We start from the raw sequence: 20,429 nt of genomic DNA on the forward strand, positions 1-20,429 counted from the left end.
GCCCTTTATAGGAGGGGAGTAAAGGGATGTTCAATGAAGTAAAGGAGCATCTTAGATGAAAAACAAGTATCTTATGAAATTTATGTGTATTTCTCTCGTATCCGCTTTGGTATTGTCCGGACCGGCAGCGGTTTACGGTTCATCCGATATAGGTTCTGAGGTATTATCCAGTGAAACAGGAGAAGATTTGACAGAACCCTCACCGGAGCCGACAGAACCGCCGGAAACATCTGTAACTCCGGATCCGGAACCGACAGAACCGCCGGAGACACCGGAGCCGACAGAACCACCGGAAACGTCTGTAACCCCGGATCCGGAGCCGACACCGACACTTCCTCCATTAGAGCCGGAAGAACCGGTTCTGGTGCCTGACGATGAGGATGAAGGCTTAGTAGAAGTGGCCGACGTAGATAATGTTATCAGCCGGATTGCCTTATTGACCAATGTTACTTTGGATATGGCGGATTTGGTAGCAGAGATCCGGATGGATTACGAACAGCTCTCCAGTGCGGAGAAGGAAATGGTTACCAATCTTTATGTGCTGGAGGCAGCCGAAAGAAAGATTCAGGCGCTGCAGGCAGAGCAGGAGAAGCTGGAAGAGCAGGATGCAGATACGCAGGAGGATCTGACGGGAGACAGCTTTGGACAGGGAGAGCTTCTGGAAGAGAAGGATTCTTCCACAACAGGTACATACAGAGCCGGGAGCACCAGTTCCGTTCTGAATCTGCATGCAGGAAAAGAGTTTTATCTGGATTCTCTGGCAGAGAATTACGACATTGAATTTGCTGAAGACTTTTCTGAGGTCATGGATGAAATTGAGACCGAATATAAGGAAGACAATAAACTGGTGGATGAGTGTGACAAGAGAGAAGATCATCTTACCAGCTCCTGGGACAGCCTTTTAGTAAGAAACTGGCAGGATATACTGGCCGTATATATTTACGAGCAGAGTAAACTGACGGACGAGGAAAAAGAAGAAAAAGCAAAAGAAGCACAAGCAAAAGAAGCAGAAACACAGGCAAAAGAAACAGAAGCCGGGGATGCCAAAACGGAAGGCGAAGAGGCGGATGCGGCAAAGGAACATGCTGCATATGTGCTGGATGAATCTGCAAAAGAAGATTTGGCAAGAATCTTTAAGGAATTGAATCCTGTAGTCAGAGATAAGAAAAATATCACTAAAGTTTCTTACGGTAATTATAATATTAACTATTACATTAAAAAACATAAAGTAAGCAAAGAAGACAGAAAGATTCTGAAAAAATATGTGGAAACAGACTGTAAACTGCTGTGTGCCACAGTAACCGCGGCAAAAGGTTTTGTTCGCCAGAGCGTGGGCGATGAAGTTTCAGAAGAACGGGTAAATGTAATTACAGTTGCCTACTCTCTGGTTGGTAAGGTAGGGTACTTCTGGGGCGGAAAATCCACATACCTGGGAGAGGATCCGGACTGGGGCGAAGCTGCCGTTGTATCTGCAGCCGGCAGCAGAAGTTCAGGCACCACAAAGGCATTTGGCCTGGACTGCAGTGGATTTGTCACCTGGGCAGTGATTAACGGTTACTGGGATCAGGCAATGCAGTCTGAAGTAGGCGACGGAACTTCCGCTCAGTGGGAAAATGCATTATCCGTAGACGAAGAGGATGCACAGCCGGGAGATTTCGTATTCCAGAACGGACCGGAATCCGGCAGTGACAATCATGTGGGAATTATCTGCGGGCAGACAGATGCAGGCGACTGGATTGCTGTTCATTGTTCCTCCAGTAAAAACGGTGTTACCGTAGGAGAAGCCTATTCCGCAAGTTTCCGGTACATTCGTCAGCCGGCTTTCTATCCCACAGAAGAAGAACTGAAAGCGATTGAAGAGGAGAAAAATTCCTTAGACGGCGCAGGACTGAAAACACAGACCACAGTGAAGACACTTCAAACCCTGTCAGATGGGGATGACGAGGAAGAAAGTTATTTAAAATCCGGTAAAAAAGTAAAAACCATTTTAGACGCTTCTGATATACTCGTGGAAGAATAAGATAAGACGAACGCTTCTTAAGTCTGAGTAAGACTTAAGAAGCGTTTTTTCATGTAATAGGAAATTCCGTCGGATTTCCTATTACATGAAAAACGCTCCGCTATGGATGCGACCAGATGCATGCGGAATTATGACTGCCTGCGGCAGTCTGCATTTGGCGCGCAAAGAGTACAAGTCCCTCATGAGTGAGAGATATAGAGAGTTGAAGAGGACTTGTCCTCTTTGTTCGGTTATTTTACTGTTTTGTTCCCTTGACAAATAGGGGAAATGTAATTATACTTTGAGATGATAGTTTGATAATCAAAATATTTATATAGGTGGATTGTTATGACTGCAAGAATTATAGGGACAGGAAGTGCGCTTCCGAATAGAGTAATAACCAATGATGATTTGGCGAAAATAGTAGATACCAGCGACGAATGGATTAGCAGCCGCACAGGTATCCGAAGCCGCCATATCTCGGACGCAGAGGAGACTGCGGCGGTCCTTGCTGCAAGAGCAGGACAGAAAGCAATTGAAAACAGTGGAATTCAGAAAGATGAAGTAGAAATGATCCTGGTGGCTACCTGCAGCGCAGAAGATTATTTCCCTAATTTAGGCTGCCAGGTTCAGAACATGCTGGGGATGGAACATACAGTGGGCATGGATTTAAATGCAGCCTGCTCCGGGTTTTTGTTTTCCCTGAATACGGCTTTCGCGTACATAAAGGCCGGAATTTACAAAACCATTCTGGTGATCGGAACGGAGACATTGTCGAAAATTGTCAACTGGAAAGACAGAAGCACCTGCGTGCTGTTTGGTGACGGAGCAGGAGCCTGCGTGATTCGTGCAGAAGAAACGGGGGTGCTTGATTTCGTACAGCATTCAGACGGCAGCATGGGACATGTGCTGACAGCAAAGGCGTCTTCTACAGAAACTCCTGTTCAGCCTGAGACAGGCGCAGATCCCATTTATATGGACGGACAGGCAGTATTTAAATTTGCAGTGAAGAAAGTTCCGGAATGTATCGAAGAAATACTGGAAAGGAATCATCTGGATAAAGAAGAGGTGAGCTGCTTTATCCTGCATCAGGCCAACAAAAGAATTATTCAGTCTGTAGCTAAAAGACTGAAATTATCAGAAGAGAAGTTTCCGGTTAATCTGGAGGGGCATGGGAATACCTCTGCAGCCAGTATCCCCCTTCTGCTGGATGATCTGAACCGGGAAGGTCGTCTTCACAAAGGAGATAAGCTGATTTTATCCGGCTTTGGCGCTGGGCTTACCTGGGGCGCTACCCTTCTTGAGTGGTAGGATTTTTACGGAAAGAGAGAAAATAAGAAAGAAATCTCAACAGATATGAGGACTGAGTCTGTTGGGGTTTCTTTTATTTTAGAACAAAAAGTTCCCAAATACTTCCATATTCGGTAGCGATTGGAGGAAAGAAAGTTATAAACTTAACTTAACACCATGTGGGAGGTATGATGGGATGAAAGAACAAAAGATACTTTCGGACAGGATTAAGTACCTGTGTGAACAAAAAAACATATCATATTACATATTGGCATACCGGTCTTCCGTGCCAATGACAACGCTTATGCATATTCTGGACTGTTCTACAAAAAATCCTGGCATTTTTACAATTATTAAAATCTGCAGCGGACTGGATATGTCAGTCAGCGATTTTTTTGATGCGGAAGAATTTGCTGATATAGAGTATGAGCTGGAGTAATTCCAACATCCTGAACTCCTGTTATATAGAATTATTTTAGCAAAGAGGGCAAGAAAATGGAAAGAATCAAGGAAGTACTGAAACAAGAAGGCATTTCTCAGAGTTATCGAGGCTACTGGTATATTGTATCTTCTGTAAAACTGGTTATGGAAGATGAACAGAGACTGCTTCATGTGAGAAAGGAAATTTATCAGAAAGTCGCAGAAGAATATCAGATAGACGTAAGAAGCGTGGAAAGAGATATTCGGACAGTAAGAGATGTTTTCTGCAGGAAGAACCCGACGAAGGAATTTTTGTTCTTAAAGAACGACAGACATTTGTATCCGAGGGAATTTATTGAACTGCTGGCAGAATATGTCAGGCAGAGAAACTGATCTGTCCGGCATCCGTAAAGGAAAGATATGAAAAAGAATTGACAAAGCGGGCCGTTTTAAATAGACTATAACGTATAGTGAACAGCACATTTGAATGTGCATACAATGGAGGAGATTGCTATGAGATTATATAATACACTCTCAAAACAGAAAGAAGAGTTTGTTCCGATAGAAGAGGGAAAAGTGAGAATGTATGTGTGCGGACCCACAGTGTACAATCTGATTCATATTGGAAATGCGCGTCCGATGATTGTATTTGACACTGTGCGCAGATATATGGAATATAAAGGCTATGAAGTAAATTATGTTTCCAACTTCACGGATGTGGATGATAAAATTATTGCAAAAGCCAATGAAGAAGGGGTCAGCGCCGAAGAAATATCCCAAAGATACATTGAGGAATGCAAAAAAGATATGGCAGCCATGAATGTGCGGCCGGCAACGGTACACCCCCTTGCCACACAGGAAATCAGCGGAATGGTGGAGATGATTCAGGAGCTGATTGAGAAAGGGTACGCCTATGCGGCAGCAGACGGAACCGTTTACTTCCGGGTGAAAAAGTTTAAAGAATACGGAAAACTTTCTCATAAAAACCTGGAGGATCTTCAGTCCGGTTTCCGGGCGCTGCAGGTCTCAGGAGAAGACCAGAAAGAAGATCCCATGGATTTTGTATTGTGGAAACCAAAGAAAGAAGGAGAACCCTCCTGGCCTTCTCCCTGGTGCGACGGCCGCCCGGGATGGCATATCGAATGCTCAGAAATGGCCAAGAAATATCTGGGAGAAGAGATTGACATTCATGCGGGAGGAGAAGATCTGGTATTTCCTCACCATGAAAATGAAATTGCCCAGAGCGAGTGCTGCAATGGGAAACCCTTTGCCAGATACTGGCTTCACAATGCCTTTTTGAATATTGATAATAAGAAAATGTCCAAGTCTTTAGGCAACTTCTTTACCGTAAGGGAGATTGCAGACAGCTATGATCTGCAGGTACTGCGTTTCTTTATGCTGAGCGCCCACTACAGAAGCCAGTTAAACTTCAGCAGAGAGCTGATGGAGGCTTCCGGGAATGCCTATGAAAGAATTTTAAATGCAGTGGATAATATGAAGTACTTTCAGAAGAAAGCCGCAGCAAAAGAACTGAGCGCTCAGGAAAAGGAGAAACTGGAAGAAGTCCGGGGATATATAAAGAAATTTGAAGAAGCAATGGAGGATGATTTCAATACCGCCGACGCCATTGCAGCCATATTTGAACTGGTAAAATTTGCAAATACCAATCTTCAGGAGGACAGTTCCCGTCCGTTCATTGACGAGGTATTAAATACGGTTGTAAAGCTGTGCGATATTCTGGGACTGAAAGTGGAAAAAGAAGAAGAGACCCTGGACGCAGAAGTAGAAAAACTGATTGCACAGCGCCAGGAAGCAAGAAAGGCAAAAGATTTTGCAAAGGCTGACGCCATTCGGGATCAGCTTCTCGAAATGGGAATTGAACTGAAAGATACCCGTGAGGGAGTAAAATGGAAAAGAGTTTAGAGTATTTTAAAAAGGAGTTTCAGCTGGAGGACAGAGATTTAAGAAGCTATTCTCCTCTGACCCTTGCCTATCTGGGAGATGCGGTTTACGAAATCATGATCCGCACAAGTCTGGTGAAGAAGGGAAACTGTGCAGTAAATAAACTGCACAAAAAAGCCAGCAGCCTTGTGAAAGCCCAGGCGCAGTCCCGGATGATAGGCTATATGGAAGAATATCTGACGGAAGAGGAATATCAGATTTATAAACGGGGCAGGAACGCCCATTCTCCAACTATGGCAAAAAATGCTACTATGACGGATTATCGGAGAGCCACCGGCTTTGAGGCTCTGGTGGGCTATTTATATTTAAAAGAAGATTTTCAGAGACTGGTGGATATTATTAAAATCGGACTGAGAGGGATAACCAATGAGTGAAAAAATTGAGGGCAGAAACGCTGTAATAGAAGCTTTTCGCTCCGGCCGCTGTGTAGACCGTCTGTATATACAGGACGGATGCCAGGACGGCCCGGTGCGAAGCATTCTGAGAGAGGCGAAAAAAACGGATGCGTTAATCGAATACGTATCCAAAGACAGACTCCGCCAGTTATCTGAAACAGGGAACCATCAGGGGGTAATAGCAGTTATTGCCGCTTACGAGTATGCCCTGGTAGAGGATATATTAAAAAAAGCGGAAGATAAGCAGGAAGATCCCTTTGTGTTTTTACTGGATAATATTGAAGATCCCCATAACCTGGGAGCCATTATCCGGACAGCCAATCTGGCAGGGGCTCACGGAGTGATTATTCCTAAAAGAAGGGCTGCCGGTCTGACGGCAGTAGTGGCGAAAACTTCTGCGGGAGCTTTAAATTATACCCCGGTTGCCAGAGTGACAAATCTGGTTTCTACGATGGAAGAACTGAAAAAGAAAGGGATGTGGTTTGTCTGTGCCGATATGGACGGAGAACCCATGTACCGCCAGAATCTGACAGGCCCCATAGGGGTTGTAATCGGAAATGAAGGGGCCGGAGTGAGTCGCCTGGTGAAAGAAAACTGTGATTTTACAGCGTCTATTCCTGTAAAGGGAGAGATTGACTCTCTCAATGCGTCCGTTGCCGCCGGTGTGCTGGCATATGAGATTGTAAGACAAAGAGATTTTAAATAAAAGAGGTTGTCATGGCTGATTATGAAAAATGTACAGATGAAGAACTGATCCGGAGGCTTCGTCAGGGAGAAACGGAAATATCTGATTTTTTAATGATGAAATACAAAGAATTGGTTCGGAAAAAAGCCAGGGCTATGTTTTTAATCGGAGGGGAAACTGACGATTTGATTCAGGAGGGAATGATAGGGCTTTTTAAAGCGGTTCGGGATTACGTGCCTGGGAAAGAAGCCTCTTTTTCCACCTTTGCCGGAATCTGCATCGAGCGCCAGCTCTATAACGCCATTCAGGGATCAAACCGTCAGAAACACCAACCGTTAAATACATACGTATCTCTGAGTACAGAAGCAGAAGAGAAAGAACTGAGAGGAGAACTCTGGGCGGACAATCCGGAATCTATTATTATTGACAGAGAAAATGTAACGGATATGCGCCGGCAGATAAGCCAGTGTCTGAGTAAATTTGAAAACCAGGTATTAGAGCAGTATCTGCAGGGATACGGTTATGTGCAGATTGCAGAAAATATGGGAAAATCCCCCAAATCTATTGACAATGCCCTGCAGAGAATACGTGGAAAAATCAGGGAATATCTCAGAAAATCGTAATTGAAATTATAGTTTGAAATTTTTTGATTTTTAGTATTGACAATGCAGGATACATTTGCTAAAATGTCTAACTGTGAGCGACACAAATTAAAAGTATCGCCGAATTAAAAAACTCAATCGTTCAGCTATCGTTAGTATGATATGCTGCCTTGGCTCAGTAGGTAGAGCGTCGCCTTGGTAAGGCGGAGGTCGGCGGTTCAAGTCCGCTAGGCAGCTTTTCAGACAAGCAGTACAGGTAATGTGTATGAATTACTAGCAGGTTTGAACGAATGAGTTTTTTTTCGACTTATTTCAGGAGGGTTTGGAATGGAGAACGAAACAGTATCCAGGAATTTTATAGAAAATATTATTGATAAAGATTTGGCGGAGGGCGTTTATGACTGCGTTCATACAAGATTTCCGCCGGAACCCAACGGCTATCTTCATATTGGCCATGCCAAGTCGATTTTACTGAATTACGGACTTGCGCAGAAATACAATGGAAAATTCAACATGCGTTTTGACGATACCAATCCCACAAAAGAAAAAGAAGAATTTGTGGAGTCTATTAAAGAAGACATTCAGTGGCTGGGGGCCGACTGGGAAGACAGACTGTATTTTGCTTCTGATTATTTTCAGCAGATGTATGAAGCGGCTTTGAAACTGATTGATAAGGGCAAAGCTTATGTCTGTGATTTATCTTCCGAAGAAATCAGAGAATACAGAGGAACCCTGAAAGAGCCGGGAAAGGAAAGCCCCTTCAGAAACCGGAGTGTGGAAGAGAACCGAAAACTTTTCCAGGAAATGAAAGAGGGAAAATATCAGGATGGAGAGAAGGTTCTCCGTGCGAAAATTGATATGGCTTCCCCCAATATGAACATGAGGGATCCGGTTATCTATCGTGTTGCCCATATGGAACATCACAGGACCGGAGATCAGTGGTGCATTTATCCTATGTACGATTTTGCCCATCCCATTGAAGATGCCATTGAGGGGATTACCCACTCGATCTGTACCCTGGAGTTTGAAGATCACCGTCCGCTGTATGACTGGGTGGTACAGGAACTGGAATACCCGGTTCCGCCTAAGCAGATTGAATTTGCAAAACTGTATTTAACCAATGTGGTAACAGGGAAAAGATATATTAAGAAACTGGTAGAAGAGGGAATTGTAGACGGCTGGGATGACCCAAGGCTGGTATCTATCGCCGCTCTGAGAAGAAGAGGATTTACACCGGAGTCTATTAAGATGTTTGTGGATCTCTGCGGTGTTTCCAAGGCAAACAGTTCTGTGGACTATGCCATGCTGGAATATTGTATCCGGGAAGATTTAAAACTGAAACGGCCCCGTATGATGGCGGTTCTGGATCCGGTGAAACTGATTATTGACAATTACCCGGAGGATCAGATCGAATATCTGGATGCTCCCAATAATCTGGAAAACGAGGAACTGGGAAGCAGAAAAATCCCCTTCGGACGGGAATTGTATATTGAAAGAGACGACTTTATGGAGAACCCGCCGAAGAAATACTTCCGTCTGTTCCCCGGCAATGAAGTACGTCTGATGAACGCTTACTTTGTAAAATGCGAAAGCTTTGTAAAGGACGAGAACGGCGTAGTTACAGAAATTCACTGTACCTATGACCCGGAGACAAAATGCGGAAGCGGCTTTACAGGCAGAAAGGTAAAGGGAACCATTCACTGGGTACCGGCACAAGAGGCGAAACAGGTAAAAGTTCGTCTGTATGAAAACATCATTGATGAAGAGAAGGGCGTGTATAACGAAGACGGAAGTCTGAACCTGAATCCCAACTCCTTAAAAGAAGTGACCGCTTATGTGGAACCGATGCTGGCAGAAGCAAAGGCATTTGAAAGCTTCCAGTTTGTACGCAACGGATATTTCTGTGTGGATTTCCGGGATTCCGAAGAAAACGCTCCGGTATTTAACCGGATTGTATCCTTAAAAAGTTCTTTTAAACTTCCGAAAAAATAAATAAAATCCTGCCTGCTTTATTTATTTTTTCAGTCGCATTTTCTTGTAAGAAGTCGAAAAAAAGGTTAGAATGAATAGGTAAATATATCTTACGAGGAGGATTAAGGATGAAAAAACTTGTTGTAGCAAAAAAGGATGCCTGTATGGCATGTAAGGAATGTGAAATTGCCTGTTCAGAGGCATTTTACAAAGAATTTGATGACAGGAAATCATGCATCCAGATTTCAGTGAAAAAGGATGGGGTGACTCCGAAACCGATGGTATGCGTACAGTGCGGTAAATGTGCCGAGGCCTGTCCGGAAGGGGCAATTACTCAGAATGCAAAAGGCGTATACATGATTAATAAGAAAAAATGCGTCGGTTGTGGAAAATGTGTGGATGCCTGTCCCTTTGGCCTGGTTGTTAAAGCAGAAGACAAGGAATATGCATCAAAATGTATTGCCTGCGGGATCTGTGCGAAAGCCTGTCCAATGGAAGTTCTTGAAATTAAAGAAGCCTGATAGAAAAAGATGTCTCCTGAATTCTTATGATTTCAGGAGACATCTTTTTGTTTTACTCGGAGCGATTTTTATAATTTTCTTTGATTTTTTTAGCCGTATCGGAAGCCCTCTCCTTAGCGCGGTGCGCGGATTCTTTGGTGGAATCCCAGACCTCCTCGGCCATGCTTTTGGCTTCCTGGGCAGTACGTCCGAAATCTTCAAAGGTTTCTTCTGCAGATTCTCTCATATCCTCAAAAGATTCCTGTGCAGATTCTTTCAGATGTCCCAGGGTCTCTTCGGTTTCTTCCCAAAAAGGTTCTGATTCCTTCATGTTTTTAACCTTTTGTTTTGTGTGCTGTGCCACTTCTTTGACTTTTCCGGCGGTTTCCACAGCCACATCCTTCATTTCCCCGGCTGTCTCCGTGGCGATTTTGATGTATTTTCTGGTAGCGGAAGGCTGTTCATCCCCGGTGGGATCTTCTTGTACTTCTTCTGTACAGCCGGTACCCTGTCTGGATTTCCACTGATAAAAAAGCGCTCCGGCGGCGGCTCCCAAAGCTGCACATCCCAGAATTTTACTGAATTTTAACATGCTGTAATCTCCTTTCCCAATATTTTCTGAAATATATTGTAATTATTGTAATACTTTTTCTGAAAAAAGAAAAGCATAAAATAGGTTGCGGGTGTCTTGCGGCAGGACTATAATAAAAAGTATTAACGAAAATAAAAGAACTATACATAAAAGAAAGGACTCAGTCATGGGAAAGATTTTACTGGCATCTGCATCTCCCAGGAGGAAAGAAATTCTTCAGAAAGCGGGAGTCAGATTCTCCGTTTCTGTCAGTCAGGAGGAGGAAACGATTACGAAATCGGCTCCGGATGAAGTGGTGGAAGAACTTGCAGGAAAGAAGGCATATGCGGTTTTAAAACAGAATCAGGAAGAGGGAATCCTTGTTATCGGTGCCGATACCGTAGTATCTCTGGATGGGGAAATTCTGGGAAAGCCAAAAGATGAAGAGGAGGCGGTTTCAGTTTTAATGAGACTGCAGGGACGCACTCATGAAGTTTATACCGGAGTGGCAGTACTTCGGATGGAGAATGGGGAAATAAAAGAACATGTGTTTTCTGAGTGTACCAAAGTAGAGTTTTATCCTGTGAGCAGGAAAGAGATAGAGGATTATGTGGCAACCAGAGAACCCATGGATAAGGCGGGAAGCTATGGGATCCAGGGAGCATTCAGCGCCTATGTAAAAGGAATCCGGGGAGATTACTATAATGTAGTGGGGCTGCCCGTCGGAAGACTATTCTGGGAAATGAAAAAAGCAGGAATATCACTGAGAGAAGAGGAATGACAGATGAGTTATAAGGCGTGTATTTTTGATCTGGACGGAACTTTGGCAGATACCGTAGAGTCTATGGCCTATATCGCCAATAAAATGCTGGGAGAATATGGACTTCCCGCCCAGCCGGAAGAAAAATTCAAATATTTTTCCGGGGAGGGATCCGATATGCTGATAAAGCGCTGTTTAACAGCCGCCGGAGATCGGGAGCTGGTACATCTGGAAGAAGGTAAGAAACGGTATCGGGAATTATTTGAACAGGATCCCTTATATAAAGTAGAGCCTTACGAAGGGATTATCCAGATGCTGAAAGAGCTGAAAAAGAATCAGATAAAAACTGCGGTCTGTTCCAATAAACCCCATGAGGCTGCAGTAAAAGTAATTAAAAGTCTGTTTGGAGAGGAATTGTTTTCCATGGTATTGGGACAACAGCCAAAGATAGCCAGAAAACCGGATCCCCAGGGGCCGTTGAAAATCGCAGCAGATTTTCAGGTATCTCCTTCGGAATGTGTCTATGTGGGGGACACCAGGACAGATATGGAGACGGGACACCGGGCAGGAATGTTTACCGTAGGGGTATTGTGGGGATTTCGCGGACTGGAAGAACTGAAAAAATATAAGGCAGACAGGATTATATCCGATCCGCTGGAGCTGTTGGAATTATTTGAGGAATAGAAAGGAAAAGAAAATGATTCGTTTAATTGCAAGCGATTTAGACGGAACCCTTTTGGGAAAAGACAAAAAAGTGCCGGAAGAAATGTTTTCTCTTATTGGGGAATTAAAGAAAAAGGGGATTTTATTTGCTGCATCCAGCGGACGGCAGTATGCGAACATCCGAAGGCTGTTTGAACCGGTGAAAGATGAGATTGCATACATTTGCGAGAACGGCGCACTGACTGTCTATCAGGGAAAGGTGCTGTATAAAGAAACCATGGAGCAGGAGACAGCCAGGGAGATTGTGGAAGCCATCTGGGAAAAAGAAGGGGCGGAGTTTACAATTTCCGGGGAAAAGCAGTATTATCTGCATCCAAAATCTGAGGAATACCGTTATTTAATTGATGAAATTGTAAAACCGGATTACACACTGATTGACAGCTTTGACCAGGTGACGGAACCCTGCCTGAAAATAGCCGTATATGAAAAAGAAGGAATAGAAAAAAGCTTTGACTATTGGTATGGCCGGTTCGGGGACAAAGCCCTGGTGGTTACGTCCGGGTTTGACTGGCTGGATTTTGCACCCAGAGGCGTGGACAAAGGAAATGGAATTACAGCCCTTCAAAAGGAACTGGGAATCAGCCGGGGAGAATCCATGGCATTTGGGGACGAGTACAATGATATTGGAATGCTGGAAGCAGTAGAGCACAGCTATGCCATGGAGACCGGGAAAGACAAGGTGAAAGCCGTCAGCAGATACACAACTTCCAGCGTGGTTTCTGTATTAAAGCAAGTTTTAAGGGAAGGAGCATAAAATGTACAAGAAAATAAGTGTGGAAACATTTCTGAAGGAACAGAGCCGGCTCTTTGACGAGCCGGTGGCCGGAACCTATGAAGAGGCGGAGGAATTTTTAGAAGAAGCCATGGCGGCAGAAGCTGACACATTAAAAGAAGTCAGGGCATATCTGGAAGAAAGCGGAGCTGATGTAAGCCATATGAGTGATCAGGAGCTGAAAGAAGCTCAGGAAGTGTTCGCCCTCGGGGACGGCGGCTATCTGATTGTGGAAGGCTAGTTTTTATAGAATGTTTACTTGTGGAAGAATCAGGAATGGGTTATAATAAAACTGAATATAAAAGAGAGAAATCCGGACACAAAGAGCTGAAGGAGGGAAAAGAAAGTATGAAGAGAAAACGTATAATTGCAGTTTTTATGACGATCGTTCTGATACTGTCTTTTTTACCTGCCGTTACTTTTGCAGCATCTGAAGGGGGAGCGCAGGCATTGGGCGGAGAGCTTAGGATAAAAGGTTTTCCGGCGGTAGGAAATAAACTGGAGGCAGATTTGTCAGCCGTTACGCCTGCAGGTTTGACCAAGGATAAGTTTACATATACCTGGACCAAACAGGAAGGCGCTCAGACGAAAACATTGAGCTCCGCAGACAGTTATACTCTGGCTGCTGCCGATGAGGGCGCGGTAATCAAGCTGACAGCTGTACCAAAACCAGAGACAGGTCTTACAGGACAGTTGGTAAAAGAATCAGGAAAGGTAAACAAACAGGGAGTAACGCCGACTCCTGCGCCCACAGGTACGCCCGGAGCGGCTGCAGGTTCCCCGGGAGCGCCGACTGTGACACCGGCTGCAGGGGAAACCCAACAGAGCTCTGTAACGCCGACTCCCCAGGCGGCATATGAGCCGGAGGGAACCGGAAATTCTTCTGTTCCCACAGGACAGAGCGATACGGAGAATGTCACAAATCCGGAACCGGAAAATACCCAGAGTCAGGAATCTAATCAGGGAAATGAAGGAACAAATTCCAGTATTCCTGCTCCTGCAGCAGAGCAGCCAAAAACAGAAGAGCCTGTTGTGGGAAATACCGTACAGGGCACGGAAGGGACACAACCCTCTTCTGATGTTTTCCCTTATCAGAATACAAATGAAGACGAAAACAATACGCAGCCGGAAAAGAAAACCTTTGGTATGGAAGCAGAACCGGGAGAACTGGATTTCGGAAAACTGGAAGAAGGTTATAAAGATGTACCGGCTAAATCTGTGACACTTAAAAATACTGGAAATGTTGATTTAACTTTAAATTCCGTAACATCTCTCAGCTATTTTGAGGTGGAAGAGATTGGAGGGACTCTGCTGAAAGCAGGGGAAAGCAAGTCAGTAAAAATCAAGCCCAGGGAGGGAAAGAAGGCAAAAGAAGGCTCATATAAAGAGACGATTGAAATAACTACGGTAGATAATGCACAGGCGACAGTAACGGCCTCCTTCCAGGTGACAGAAGAGGAAGAAAAACCGGGCCTGACCATTGTTTCAGGAAAGAGTCTGGATTTTGGGAAAACTGAAGAAGGGGAAACAGCTCCGAAAGCACAGGAAGTTACAATTGAGAATTCAGGCAATGTGGAAATTTCAGTGAAAAAGCCTGAGAGTGATGCTTATGAAATCAGCGGACTGCCAAAGACGTTGGATAAGGGAGAAAAGTATACCTTTACCGTACGGCCGAAATCAAATCTTTCTCCGGATAATTACAGCGAATCTTTAGTGTTGACTACCAGCCCGGAACTGGATCCGAAGCTGTCCATTTCCTGTAAATATAAAGTGGAAACGAAAAAAGTATATGATTTTGAAGTTACTTCCAGAGATATGAAATTCCCGAATGCAGTAGAGGGATATACTTCTGTTGAAACTCAGGAAATGGTAATTACCAATACGGGAAATCAGGAATTGGATCTTTCCCTTTCAAATAGAGGGGATTTTATTATCGGTAAACTTTCCAGAAGCAAAATAGGTCCCAACGAGTCTGCAAGTTTTACAGTTACACCGAAAATCGGACTGGGTCAGGGACTGCATGAGGATACCATAAAGATCAAGGATAAAAATTCCGGAAAAGAAGTACCAATACTGGCGTATTTTACAGTAGATGCACAGACCTTTAAGGTTTCCGTAAGTCCCCGTTATCTGGACTTCGGAAGCAAACTGGTGGGATATACAGAAAGCCCGGCTGCCCAGAGTTTCCGTGTGACCAATACAGGAACCGGAACGCTGACGCTGAAGAAACCGGCAAGCACAGACGTCTTTCAGGTTACTGCAGAAGGCTTTGATGCAGAAGGTCTGAAGCAGTTAAAACCGGGAGAAAGCCTGACCGTAACGGTACAGCCTAAATTAGGTATGGGCTATAACAAAGATGCGTATGTCCAGGCGATTACCGTACAGAATAATAATGATTTGAAGATTGAGAGCCAGGCGGCTTTCCGGGTAAACAAAGCGACTCTGATTGGAGTGAATACCAATATGGGAGCTATTGAGGGACTGCCCAATGGAAGTCCTAAGACGGCAGAAGGTCTGAAACTTCCCAAGACAACCACCATTTATGTGAAGGAACTGGGAAAAGTGTCGGCCAGCATCAGCTGGAATGTGGAAGGATGCGATTACGATCCGTCCAGTACCAGAGATCAGAAATTTACCGTATACGGAACTATTCTTCTGCCGAGCAATGTGGGAAATCCCTATCAGCTTAGTCTGAGTACCTGGGTTGAAGTTTCCGTTAAGGCTTATGATGCGAAAGTTGCAAAAGCATCCGATAACCGGATAGAAGGAATTGAAAACGGGGCCACCTACAAAATGGATAAGAGCATTACCATGAAGTTTAAAGCCATTGGAGCAGGTATGACAAACACCAGCCCGAGGAAGGGAGATGTTCGCTATCTGCCCTATGACTGGAAGGTAGGCGGATACGGGGAAAAATTTGATAATTCCGATTATGAAGATTCCTTCAAAGTGACGAAAGCCAATAAATACACCCTGAAAGTGAATTTTATACGTCAGGAATATAACGGCGAACAATGGGTGAAAAAAGGAGAATCAGATACCAAGAAAGTGGAATTTATTATAAAATCCTCTGATACAAAATCCAGCAAAAACACAGGAAAAGCCACAGCCACTAAGAAACCAACCCCTACGCCTAAAACGAAGAGCGCGGTAAATACCGGAGACGAAACACCAATCGGAGCATGGGTAGCCGTCTTCGTAGTGGCGGTAGGATGTATCGCAGGGATTCTGATTTACCAGACAAAGAAAAGAAAATAAATGAATCTACGGCAGGGCTGTTGTGAAGAAATTCGCAGCAGCCCATATTTATAAAGAAAATTTTGTTAGCACTCATTTTAAATGAGTGCTAAATTTTTCTTGACTTTTCAGACAAGTGGTATTACTATATCTTTTAGAGAGTGATTACCAATTTAAGGAGAGTGAATAAAATGGCTGTAAAGCATGGAAGTTTATCAATTAACAGCGAGAACATATTTCCCATAATTAAGAAATGGTTATATTCGGATCACGATATTTTTGCCAGAGAAATGGTATCTAACGGATGCGATGCAATTACAAAATTAAAGAAACTGGAAGTTATGGGCGAGTATTCTTTCCCGGATGATTATAAAAGCAAAATTGAAGTTGTGGTAAATCCGGAAGAGAAGACCCTGAAATTTATCGATAACGGTATCGGAATGGAAGCAGACGAAGTGGAAGAATATATTACTCAGATTGCTTTTTCCGGCGCTACCGAATTCTTAGAGAAATATAAAGATAAAACCACGGATGATCAGATGATCGGTCACTTCGGACTTGGTTTTTACTCTGCTTTTATGGTAGCAGACGAAGTTCACATTGACACCCTTTCCTATAAAGAAGGAGCAAAACCGGTGCACTGGGCCTGCGACGGCGGTACGGAATATGAAATGCAGGAAGGCAGCAAGACCACGGTGGGAACAGAAATCACCCTCTTTTTAAATGAGGAAAGTGTGGAATTTTCCAATGAATACAGAATGAGAGAAGTCCTGGATAAATATTGTTCCTTCATGCCGGTGGAAATCTTCCTTTCCAAGGCAAACGCACCTCAGGAATATGAGACGGTGGACGAGGCCGATTTAAAAGAAGACGACGTAGTGGTTGAGAGAATTCATGAGGAGGCCAAGACAGAAGAAAGAGAAAACGAAAATGGAGAAAAGGAAACCGTAGAAATCTCTCCGGCGAGAGATCGGGTAAAGATTAACAAACGTCCGGTTTCCATCAGCGATCCGCATCCTCTCTGGACAAAGCATCCCAATGAATGTACAGAGGAAGATTATAAAGAGTTTTACCGCAAGGTATTCATGGATTATAAAGAGCCCCTGTTCTGGATTCATCTGAATATGGATTATCCGTTTAACTTAAAGGGAATCTTATATTTCCCTAAAATTAACACGGAATATGATTCTATCGAAGGAACCATTAAGCTGTATAATAACCAGGTATTCATCGCAGATAATATCAAAGAAGTAATTCCTGAGTTTTTACTGCTGTTAAAAGGAGTTATCGACTGTCCGGATCTTCCTTTGAATGTATCCAGAAGCGCTCTTCAGAACGATGGATTTGTAAAGAAAATCTCTGAATACATTACGAAAAAAGTAGCGGACAAGCTTACGGGAATGTGCAAGACAGACAGGGAGTCTTACGAAAAATACTGGGATGACATCAGTCCGTTCATTAAATTCGGCTGCTTAAAGGATGAAAAATTCTCTGAGAAAATGATGGACTATATTCTCTTTAAAAACATTGACGACAAATACCTGACCTTAAAAGACTGTATAGAAGAGAATCAGACAGAGGAAGAAAAAGCTGCTGCCGAGGAAGAGAAGAAAGAAGAAAACAGCGAAGAGAAAGAACCAAAGAAAACCACAATCTTCTATGTAACAGATCCCATTCAGCAGAGCCAGTATATTAACATGTTCCGCAAAGAAGGAAAAGATGCGGTAATCCTTCGCCACAATATTGATTCCGCCTTTATTTCTCATCTGGAAAGGCTGAAAGAGACAATTCAGTTTAAGCGGATTGACGCAGATCTCACAGAGGAATTTACAACAGAAGAGACTGCGGATGAAAACGTAGCGAAGAAACTGAAAGAGCTGTTCCAGAAAGAATTAAAGAAAGAGAATCTGGACGTCCGGGTGGAAAATCTGAAAAACGAAGAAATTTCTGCTATGATTACCTTATCAGAGGAAAGCCGTAGAATGCAGGAAATGATGAAAATGTATAACATGTACGGAATGGATTCATCCATGCTTCAGGGACAGGAAACACTGGTACTGAACGCAAATCATCCTCTGGTAAAATATCTGGTGGAAAAAGAAGAGGCAGAAAATGCTCCGATTATCTGCGAGCAGCTTTATGATTTGGCAATGCTAAGCCATAAACAGCTCTCCCCGGAAGAAATGACAAAATTTGTGGAAAGAAGCAACAAGATTATGCTGATGCTTACAAAATAAAGAAATGAAAAAAGCTGCAAAGTCAAGGCGAAGTTGATTTTGCAGCCTTTTTTTATAATTGTTCGAAAGCAATTCCGTTCTGCTTAAAAAATGAGAGTACCATGAGATCCCAGGTATTATCTATGGTTTTATCCATTGTGAAGATACGTAGGGAAGTTCCGGTGGTGCAGGTCAGTTCTCCTCCATGAAACTGAAAATTCAGATACATCCCATTGACGTCTTCCGGATCTATGAGAAGTCCGCTGTCAGTTACAGCTAAACTGGTATTTTCCCGGGAAAGCTGGAATACAAATTTAAAGTGGAGGGGCGTATGCTTTCCACGGATAATGGAAAAACAGTAAGGTTTTACTTCACGCCACAGAGAATAGGTTCGCTGAGTACGGTCCAGGGCTTCCAGAAGGGGAGCATCAAAAAAGTCCCTGTGCAGACTGCCGTCAATGGTAAAAGTATTATACGTTGTAATGGATGCCTCCACCAGCCAGAAAGGATCAAAAGCCTCTCCCTTTAATAAACGGGACATAAAATCTTTTATATCCAGTATTTTAAGTGCGATCATAATGAAAACTCCTTTGAATACAAAGCCGGAGAAACCGGCGCTAGAGATATTATAAAACAAGTTGAAAAAAAAACATAGAAGTTTTTTAAAAATCCTTTTCAAACAGCGCAGGATATGATACTATATATCTGGTATTCGATACTACATATAATGGGAAAGAGGACGATATGAATTGAGTTTTAAAATTATTATAGATAGCTGCGGCGAACTGTTAGAAGAATGGAAGAAGGATTCCCGATATGAATCTGTGCCATTGGTTTTAAGTGTGGACGGAGAAGATATTATAGATGACGAGACCTTTAACCAGAAGGAATTTCTGGAAAAAGTGGCCAACAGCCCCAATTGTCCCAAATCATCCTGCCCTTCCCCGGAGCGTTATATGCAGGCCTATGACTGTGATGCGGATCACGTTTATGCGGTAACCTTATCTGCAGAATTGAGCGGTTCCTATAACAGCGCTGTTCTGGGCAGAAGCCTGTATCAGGAAGAACATCCCGATAAAAAAATCTATGTTTTTAATTCCCGTTCCGCTTCCATAGGGGAAACTCTGATTGCTATGAAGATTGCAGAATGCGAAGAGGCAGGGATGGAATTTGACGCCATTGTAACAACTGTGGAAGATTATATTGAGTCCCAGAATACATTTTTTGTGCTGGAAAATCTGGAGACTTTAAGGAAAAACGGCAGATTAAGCAGAGTTAAGGCATTTGTGGCTTCCGCCCTGAAAATCAAACCGGTAATGGGTTCCACAAAGGAAGGGGCCATCTGCCAGTTGGATCAGGCCAGAGGGATTAATAAGGCTTTAATTAAAATGGTGGATTATATTGTGAAATCTGCAGAGGACAGTGAGAACCGGGTTCTTGCCATTTCTCACTGCAACTGTCCGGGACGGGCAAAAATATTAAAAGAAGCCATTGAAGAACGGATGAAAACAAAGAAGATTGTGGTTCTGGATACAGCCGGGGTCAGCAGCATGTATGCCAATGACGGCGGGATTATTGTTGTCGTATAAGAAAAAATGTGCTATACTTCTGAGAGGAACAAAAAAAAGGAGTAATCATCATGAGTCAGAAGAAAGTAGACGCCAATAAACTTAGAAAGAAAAATCTTACGAAAGAAGACAAAAAAGAGAGAAGAGATTCTATACTGGAAAAATTGTTTGTAGCTTTTCTGTGTATCTTTGCAGTATCCTGGATTGGATATTCTGTATATGTGAAAGTAGAGGAAAAAAGTTCTCAGGAAATAACGGAAACAGCCATGGATATGACCTCCATTGAGAATTACTTTAATGAAATGTCTGTAGATGCAGAATAAATGATGTAAGATGAGAGAAAAGAAGGAGATGCCCGCACTGCGGACATCTCCTTTTATTGAGTCAGTTGGAAAATAGATCTCTCAATTATAATTTCGTAACATTGGCAGCCTGCATTCCGCGAGCGCCTTCTGTTAAATCATATGTCACAGCCTGACCTTCTTCTAAGGATTTGAATCCTTCTCCGTTGATTGCAGAAAAATGAACGAAAACATCGGCTCCGTCTTCACCTGTAATGAAACCATAACCTTTTTCTGCGTTGAACCATTTTACAGTTCCTTTGTTCATAATGTGTTACCTCCATACAAAATAAAAAAATAAATTAAAATTCCTACTGGCGAAAAAAATCACCAGTTTTTAAAGACTACATATTGTAATGTAATCCTTAAAAACTGATGATATTGTTACATTCAATAGGTTATCTGTAGTTTCATTAT

Annotated in this window: 21 protein-coding genes and 1 tRNA gene; 19 read left to right on the forward strand and 3 right to left on the reverse strand. The window is 43.2% G+C overall.

Annotated elements, in window-relative coordinates; genetic code table 11:
- Positions 1-55: 55 nt before the first annotated feature.
- The 11 genes from B5F53_RS12880 (at position 56) to B5F53_RS12930 (ending at position 9,845) form a co-directional block, all read left to right on the forward strand.
- Positions 56-2,020: a C40 family peptidase gene (locus tag B5F53_RS12880; protein WP_242970316.1), complete on the forward strand. Its 1,965-nt coding sequence runs from the start codon at positions 56-58 to the stop codon at positions 2,018-2,020.
- Between the two features lie 327 nt (positions 2,021-2,347).
- Complete coding sequence (locus B5F53_RS12885) at positions 2,348-3,310, forward strand: beta-ketoacyl-ACP synthase III (protein WP_087224063.1); 963 nt, start codon at positions 2,348-2,350, stop codon at positions 3,308-3,310.
- Between the two features lie 175 nt (positions 3,311-3,485).
- Complete coding sequence (locus tag B5F53_RS12890; protein WP_087224065.1) at positions 3,486-3,728, forward strand: helix-turn-helix domain-containing protein; 243 nt, start codon at positions 3,486-3,488, stop codon at positions 3,726-3,728.
- Between the two features lie 56 nt (positions 3,729-3,784).
- Positions 3,785-4,102, forward strand: coding sequence for a sporulation initiation factor Spo0A C-terminal domain-containing protein (locus B5F53_RS12895; RefSeq protein ID WP_087224067.1), 318 nt, complete (start codon positions 3,785-3,787; stop codon positions 4,100-4,102).
- 120 nt (positions 4,103-4,222) lie between these two features.
- A complete protein-coding gene (cysS, locus tag B5F53_RS12900) occupies positions 4,223-5,632 on the forward strand; it encodes a cysteine--tRNA ligase (protein WP_087224069.1) in 1,410 nt (469 codons plus the stop codon).
- Complete coding sequence (locus B5F53_RS12905; RefSeq protein WP_087224071.1) at positions 5,617-6,045, forward strand: Mini-ribonuclease 3; 429 nt, start codon at positions 5,617-5,619, stop codon at positions 6,043-6,045. The genes cysS and B5F53_RS12905 overlap by 16 nt, the downstream gene beginning before the upstream one ends.
- Positions 6,038-6,772, forward strand: coding sequence for a 23S rRNA (guanosine(2251)-2'-O)-methyltransferase RlmB (rlmB, locus tag B5F53_RS12910; RefSeq protein WP_087224073.1), 735 nt, complete (start codon positions 6,038-6,040; stop codon positions 6,770-6,772). Before B5F53_RS12905 ends, rlmB begins: the two co-directional genes overlap by 8 nt.
- An 11-nt stretch (positions 6,773-6,783) precedes the next feature.
- Entirely contained in the window at positions 6,784-7,374 is a 591-nt protein-coding gene (locus tag B5F53_RS12915) for a sigma-70 family RNA polymerase sigma factor (protein ID WP_087224076.1), read from the forward strand.
- Positions 7,375-7,517: 143 nt separating this feature from the next.
- Positions 7,518-7,590 (forward strand) — tRNA-Thr (locus B5F53_RS12920).
- 90 nt (positions 7,591-7,680) lie between these two features.
- The gene (locus B5F53_RS12925; protein WP_087224078.1) at positions 7,681-9,345 is read left to right on the forward strand and encodes a glutamine--tRNA ligase/YqeY domain fusion protein; all 1,665 of its coding nucleotides are present in this window, start codon (positions 7,681-7,683) and stop codon (positions 9,343-9,345) included.
- Between the two features lie 107 nt (positions 9,346-9,452).
- Positions 9,453-9,845: a 4Fe-4S binding protein gene (locus B5F53_RS12930; RefSeq protein WP_087224080.1), complete on the forward strand. Its 393-nt coding sequence runs from the start codon at positions 9,453-9,455 to the stop codon at positions 9,843-9,845.
- A gap of 52 nt (positions 9,846-9,897) precedes the next feature.
- Here B5F53_RS12930 and B5F53_RS12935 read toward each other — a convergent pair whose 3' ends face one another.
- Positions 9,898-10,416 (reverse strand): YtxH domain-containing protein, encoded by a 519-nt coding sequence (locus tag B5F53_RS12935; protein WP_087224082.1) that lies wholly within the window; start codon positions 10,414-10,416, stop codon positions 9,898-9,900.
- A gap of 166 nt (positions 10,417-10,582) precedes the next feature.
- Here B5F53_RS12935 and B5F53_RS12940 point away from each other — a divergent pair, with 166 nt between their 5' ends.
- The 6 genes from B5F53_RS12940 (at position 10,583) to htpG (ending at position 18,124) form a co-directional block, all read left to right on the forward strand.
- On the forward strand, positions 10,583-11,176 hold the full coding sequence (locus B5F53_RS12940) for a Maf family protein (protein ID WP_087224084.1): 594 nt from the start codon (positions 10,583-10,585) through the stop codon (positions 11,174-11,176).
- A gap of 3 nt (positions 11,177-11,179) precedes the next feature.
- A complete protein-coding gene (locus tag B5F53_RS12945; RefSeq protein WP_087224086.1) occupies positions 11,180-11,839 on the forward strand; it encodes an HAD family hydrolase in 660 nt (219 codons plus the stop codon).
- A 13-nt stretch (positions 11,840-11,852) separates the two neighbouring features.
- Entirely contained in the window at positions 11,853-12,632 is a 780-nt protein-coding gene (locus B5F53_RS12950) for a Cof-type HAD-IIB family hydrolase (protein ID WP_087224088.1), read from the forward strand.
- Between the two features lies 1 nt (position 12,633).
- Positions 12,634-12,891, forward strand: coding sequence for a glyoxalase (locus B5F53_RS12955; protein ID WP_087224090.1), 258 nt, complete (start codon positions 12,634-12,636; stop codon positions 12,889-12,891).
- Between the two features lie 107 nt (positions 12,892-12,998).
- Positions 12,999-15,908, forward strand: a complete 2,910-nt coding sequence (locus B5F53_RS12960) for a COG1470 family protein (protein ID WP_162610609.1) — start codon at positions 12,999-13,001, stop codon at positions 15,906-15,908.
- A gap of 170 nt (positions 15,909-16,078) precedes the next feature.
- Positions 16,079-18,124: a molecular chaperone HtpG gene (gene htpG / locus B5F53_RS12965; protein WP_087224094.1), complete on the forward strand. Its 2,046-nt coding sequence runs from the start codon at positions 16,079-16,081 to the stop codon at positions 18,122-18,124.
- Positions 18,125-18,176: 52 nt separating this feature from the next.
- Here htpG and B5F53_RS12970 read toward each other — a convergent pair whose 3' ends face one another.
- Entirely contained in the window at positions 18,177-18,680 is a 504-nt protein-coding gene (locus B5F53_RS12970) for a DUF5721 family protein (protein ID WP_087224096.1), read from the reverse strand.
- A 172-nt stretch (positions 18,681-18,852) separates the two neighbouring features.
- Between B5F53_RS12970 and B5F53_RS12975 the strand changes: the two genes are divergently transcribed.
- Positions 18,853-19,692 carry a DegV family protein gene (locus B5F53_RS12975; RefSeq protein ID WP_087224098.1) on the forward strand — a complete coding sequence of 280 codons (840 nt, stop codon included), beginning with the start codon at positions 18,853-18,855 and terminating at the stop codon, positions 19,690-19,692.
- Between the two features lie 50 nt (positions 19,693-19,742).
- Positions 19,743-19,994 carry a hypothetical protein gene (locus B5F53_RS12980; RefSeq protein ID WP_087224100.1) on the forward strand — a complete coding sequence of 84 codons (252 nt, stop codon included), beginning with the start codon at positions 19,743-19,745 and terminating at the stop codon, positions 19,992-19,994.
- An 85-nt stretch (positions 19,995-20,079) separates the two neighbouring features.
- On the opposite strand, the gene B5F53_RS12985 is transcribed toward B5F53_RS12980, so the two are convergent.
- Positions 20,080-20,280, reverse strand: a complete 201-nt coding sequence (locus tag B5F53_RS12985; protein WP_008705499.1) for a cold-shock protein — start codon at positions 20,278-20,280, stop codon at positions 20,080-20,082.
- Positions 20,281-20,429 lie beyond the last annotated feature (149 nt).

Source organism: Blautia sp. An249 (genome assembly GCF_002159835.1).
GTDB classification, from domain to species: Bacteria; Bacillota; Clostridia; order Lachnospirales; family Lachnospiraceae; genus Blautia_A; species Blautia_A avistercoris.

Coding starts and splice junctions, on each gene's coding strand:
- B5F53_RS12895 (WP_087224067.1), top strand. CDS start 3,785: ATGGAAAGAATCAAGGAAGTACTGAAACAAGAAGGCATTTCTCAGAGT.
- B5F53_RS12955 (WP_087224090.1), top strand. CDS start 12,634: ATGTACAAGAAAATAAGTGTGGAAACATTTCTGAAGGAACAGAGCCGG.
- htpG (WP_087224094.1), top strand. CDS start 16,079: ATGGCTGTAAAGCATGGAAGTTTATCAATTAACAGCGAGAACATATTT.
- B5F53_RS12945 (WP_087224086.1), top strand. CDS start 11,180: ATGAGTTATAAGGCGTGTATTTTTGATCTGGACGGAACTTTGGCAGAT.
- B5F53_RS12905 (WP_087224071.1), top strand. CDS start 5,617: ATGGAAAAGAGTTTAGAGTATTTTAAAAAGGAGTTTCAGCTGGAGGAC.
- B5F53_RS12880 (WP_242970316.1), top strand. CDS start 56: ATGAAAAACAAGTATCTTATGAAATTTATGTGTATTTCTCTCGTATCC.
- rlmB (WP_087224073.1), top strand. CDS start 6,038: ATGAGTGAAAAAATTGAGGGCAGAAACGCTGTAATAGAAGCTTTTCGC.
- B5F53_RS12980 (WP_087224100.1), top strand. CDS start 19,743: ATGAGTCAGAAGAAAGTAGACGCCAATAAACTTAGAAAGAAAAATCTT.
- B5F53_RS12935 (WP_087224082.1), bottom strand. CDS start 10,416: ATGTTAAAATTCAGTAAAATTCTGGGATGTGCAGCTTTGGGAGCCGCC.
- B5F53_RS12960 (WP_162610609.1), top strand. CDS start 12,999: ATGAAGAGAAAACGTATAATTGCAGTTTTTATGACGATCGTTCTGATA.
- B5F53_RS12940 (WP_087224084.1), top strand. CDS start 10,583: ATGGGAAAGATTTTACTGGCATCTGCATCTCCCAGGAGGAAAGAAATT.
- B5F53_RS12915 (WP_087224076.1), top strand. CDS start 6,784: ATGGCTGATTATGAAAAATGTACAGATGAAGAACTGATCCGGAGGCTT.
- cysS (WP_087224069.1), top strand. CDS start 4,223: ATGAGATTATATAATACACTCTCAAAACAGAAAGAAGAGTTTGTTCCG.
- B5F53_RS12950 (WP_087224088.1), top strand. CDS start 11,853: ATGATTCGTTTAATTGCAAGCGATTTAGACGGAACCCTTTTGGGAAAA.
- B5F53_RS12930 (WP_087224080.1), top strand. CDS start 9,453: ATGAAAAAACTTGTTGTAGCAAAAAAGGATGCCTGTATGGCATGTAAG.
- B5F53_RS12970 (WP_087224096.1), bottom strand. CDS start 18,680: ATGATCGCACTTAAAATACTGGATATAAAAGATTTTATGTCCCGTTTA.
- B5F53_RS12890 (WP_087224065.1), top strand. CDS start 3,486: ATGAAAGAACAAAAGATACTTTCGGACAGGATTAAGTACCTGTGTGAA.
- B5F53_RS12885 (WP_087224063.1), top strand. CDS start 2,348: ATGACTGCAAGAATTATAGGGACAGGAAGTGCGCTTCCGAATAGAGTA.
- B5F53_RS12925 (WP_087224078.1), top strand. CDS start 7,681: ATGGAGAACGAAACAGTATCCAGGAATTTTATAGAAAATATTATTGAT.
- B5F53_RS12985 (WP_008705499.1), bottom strand. CDS start 20,280: ATGAACAAAGGAACTGTAAAATGGTTCAACGCAGAAAAAGGTTATGGT.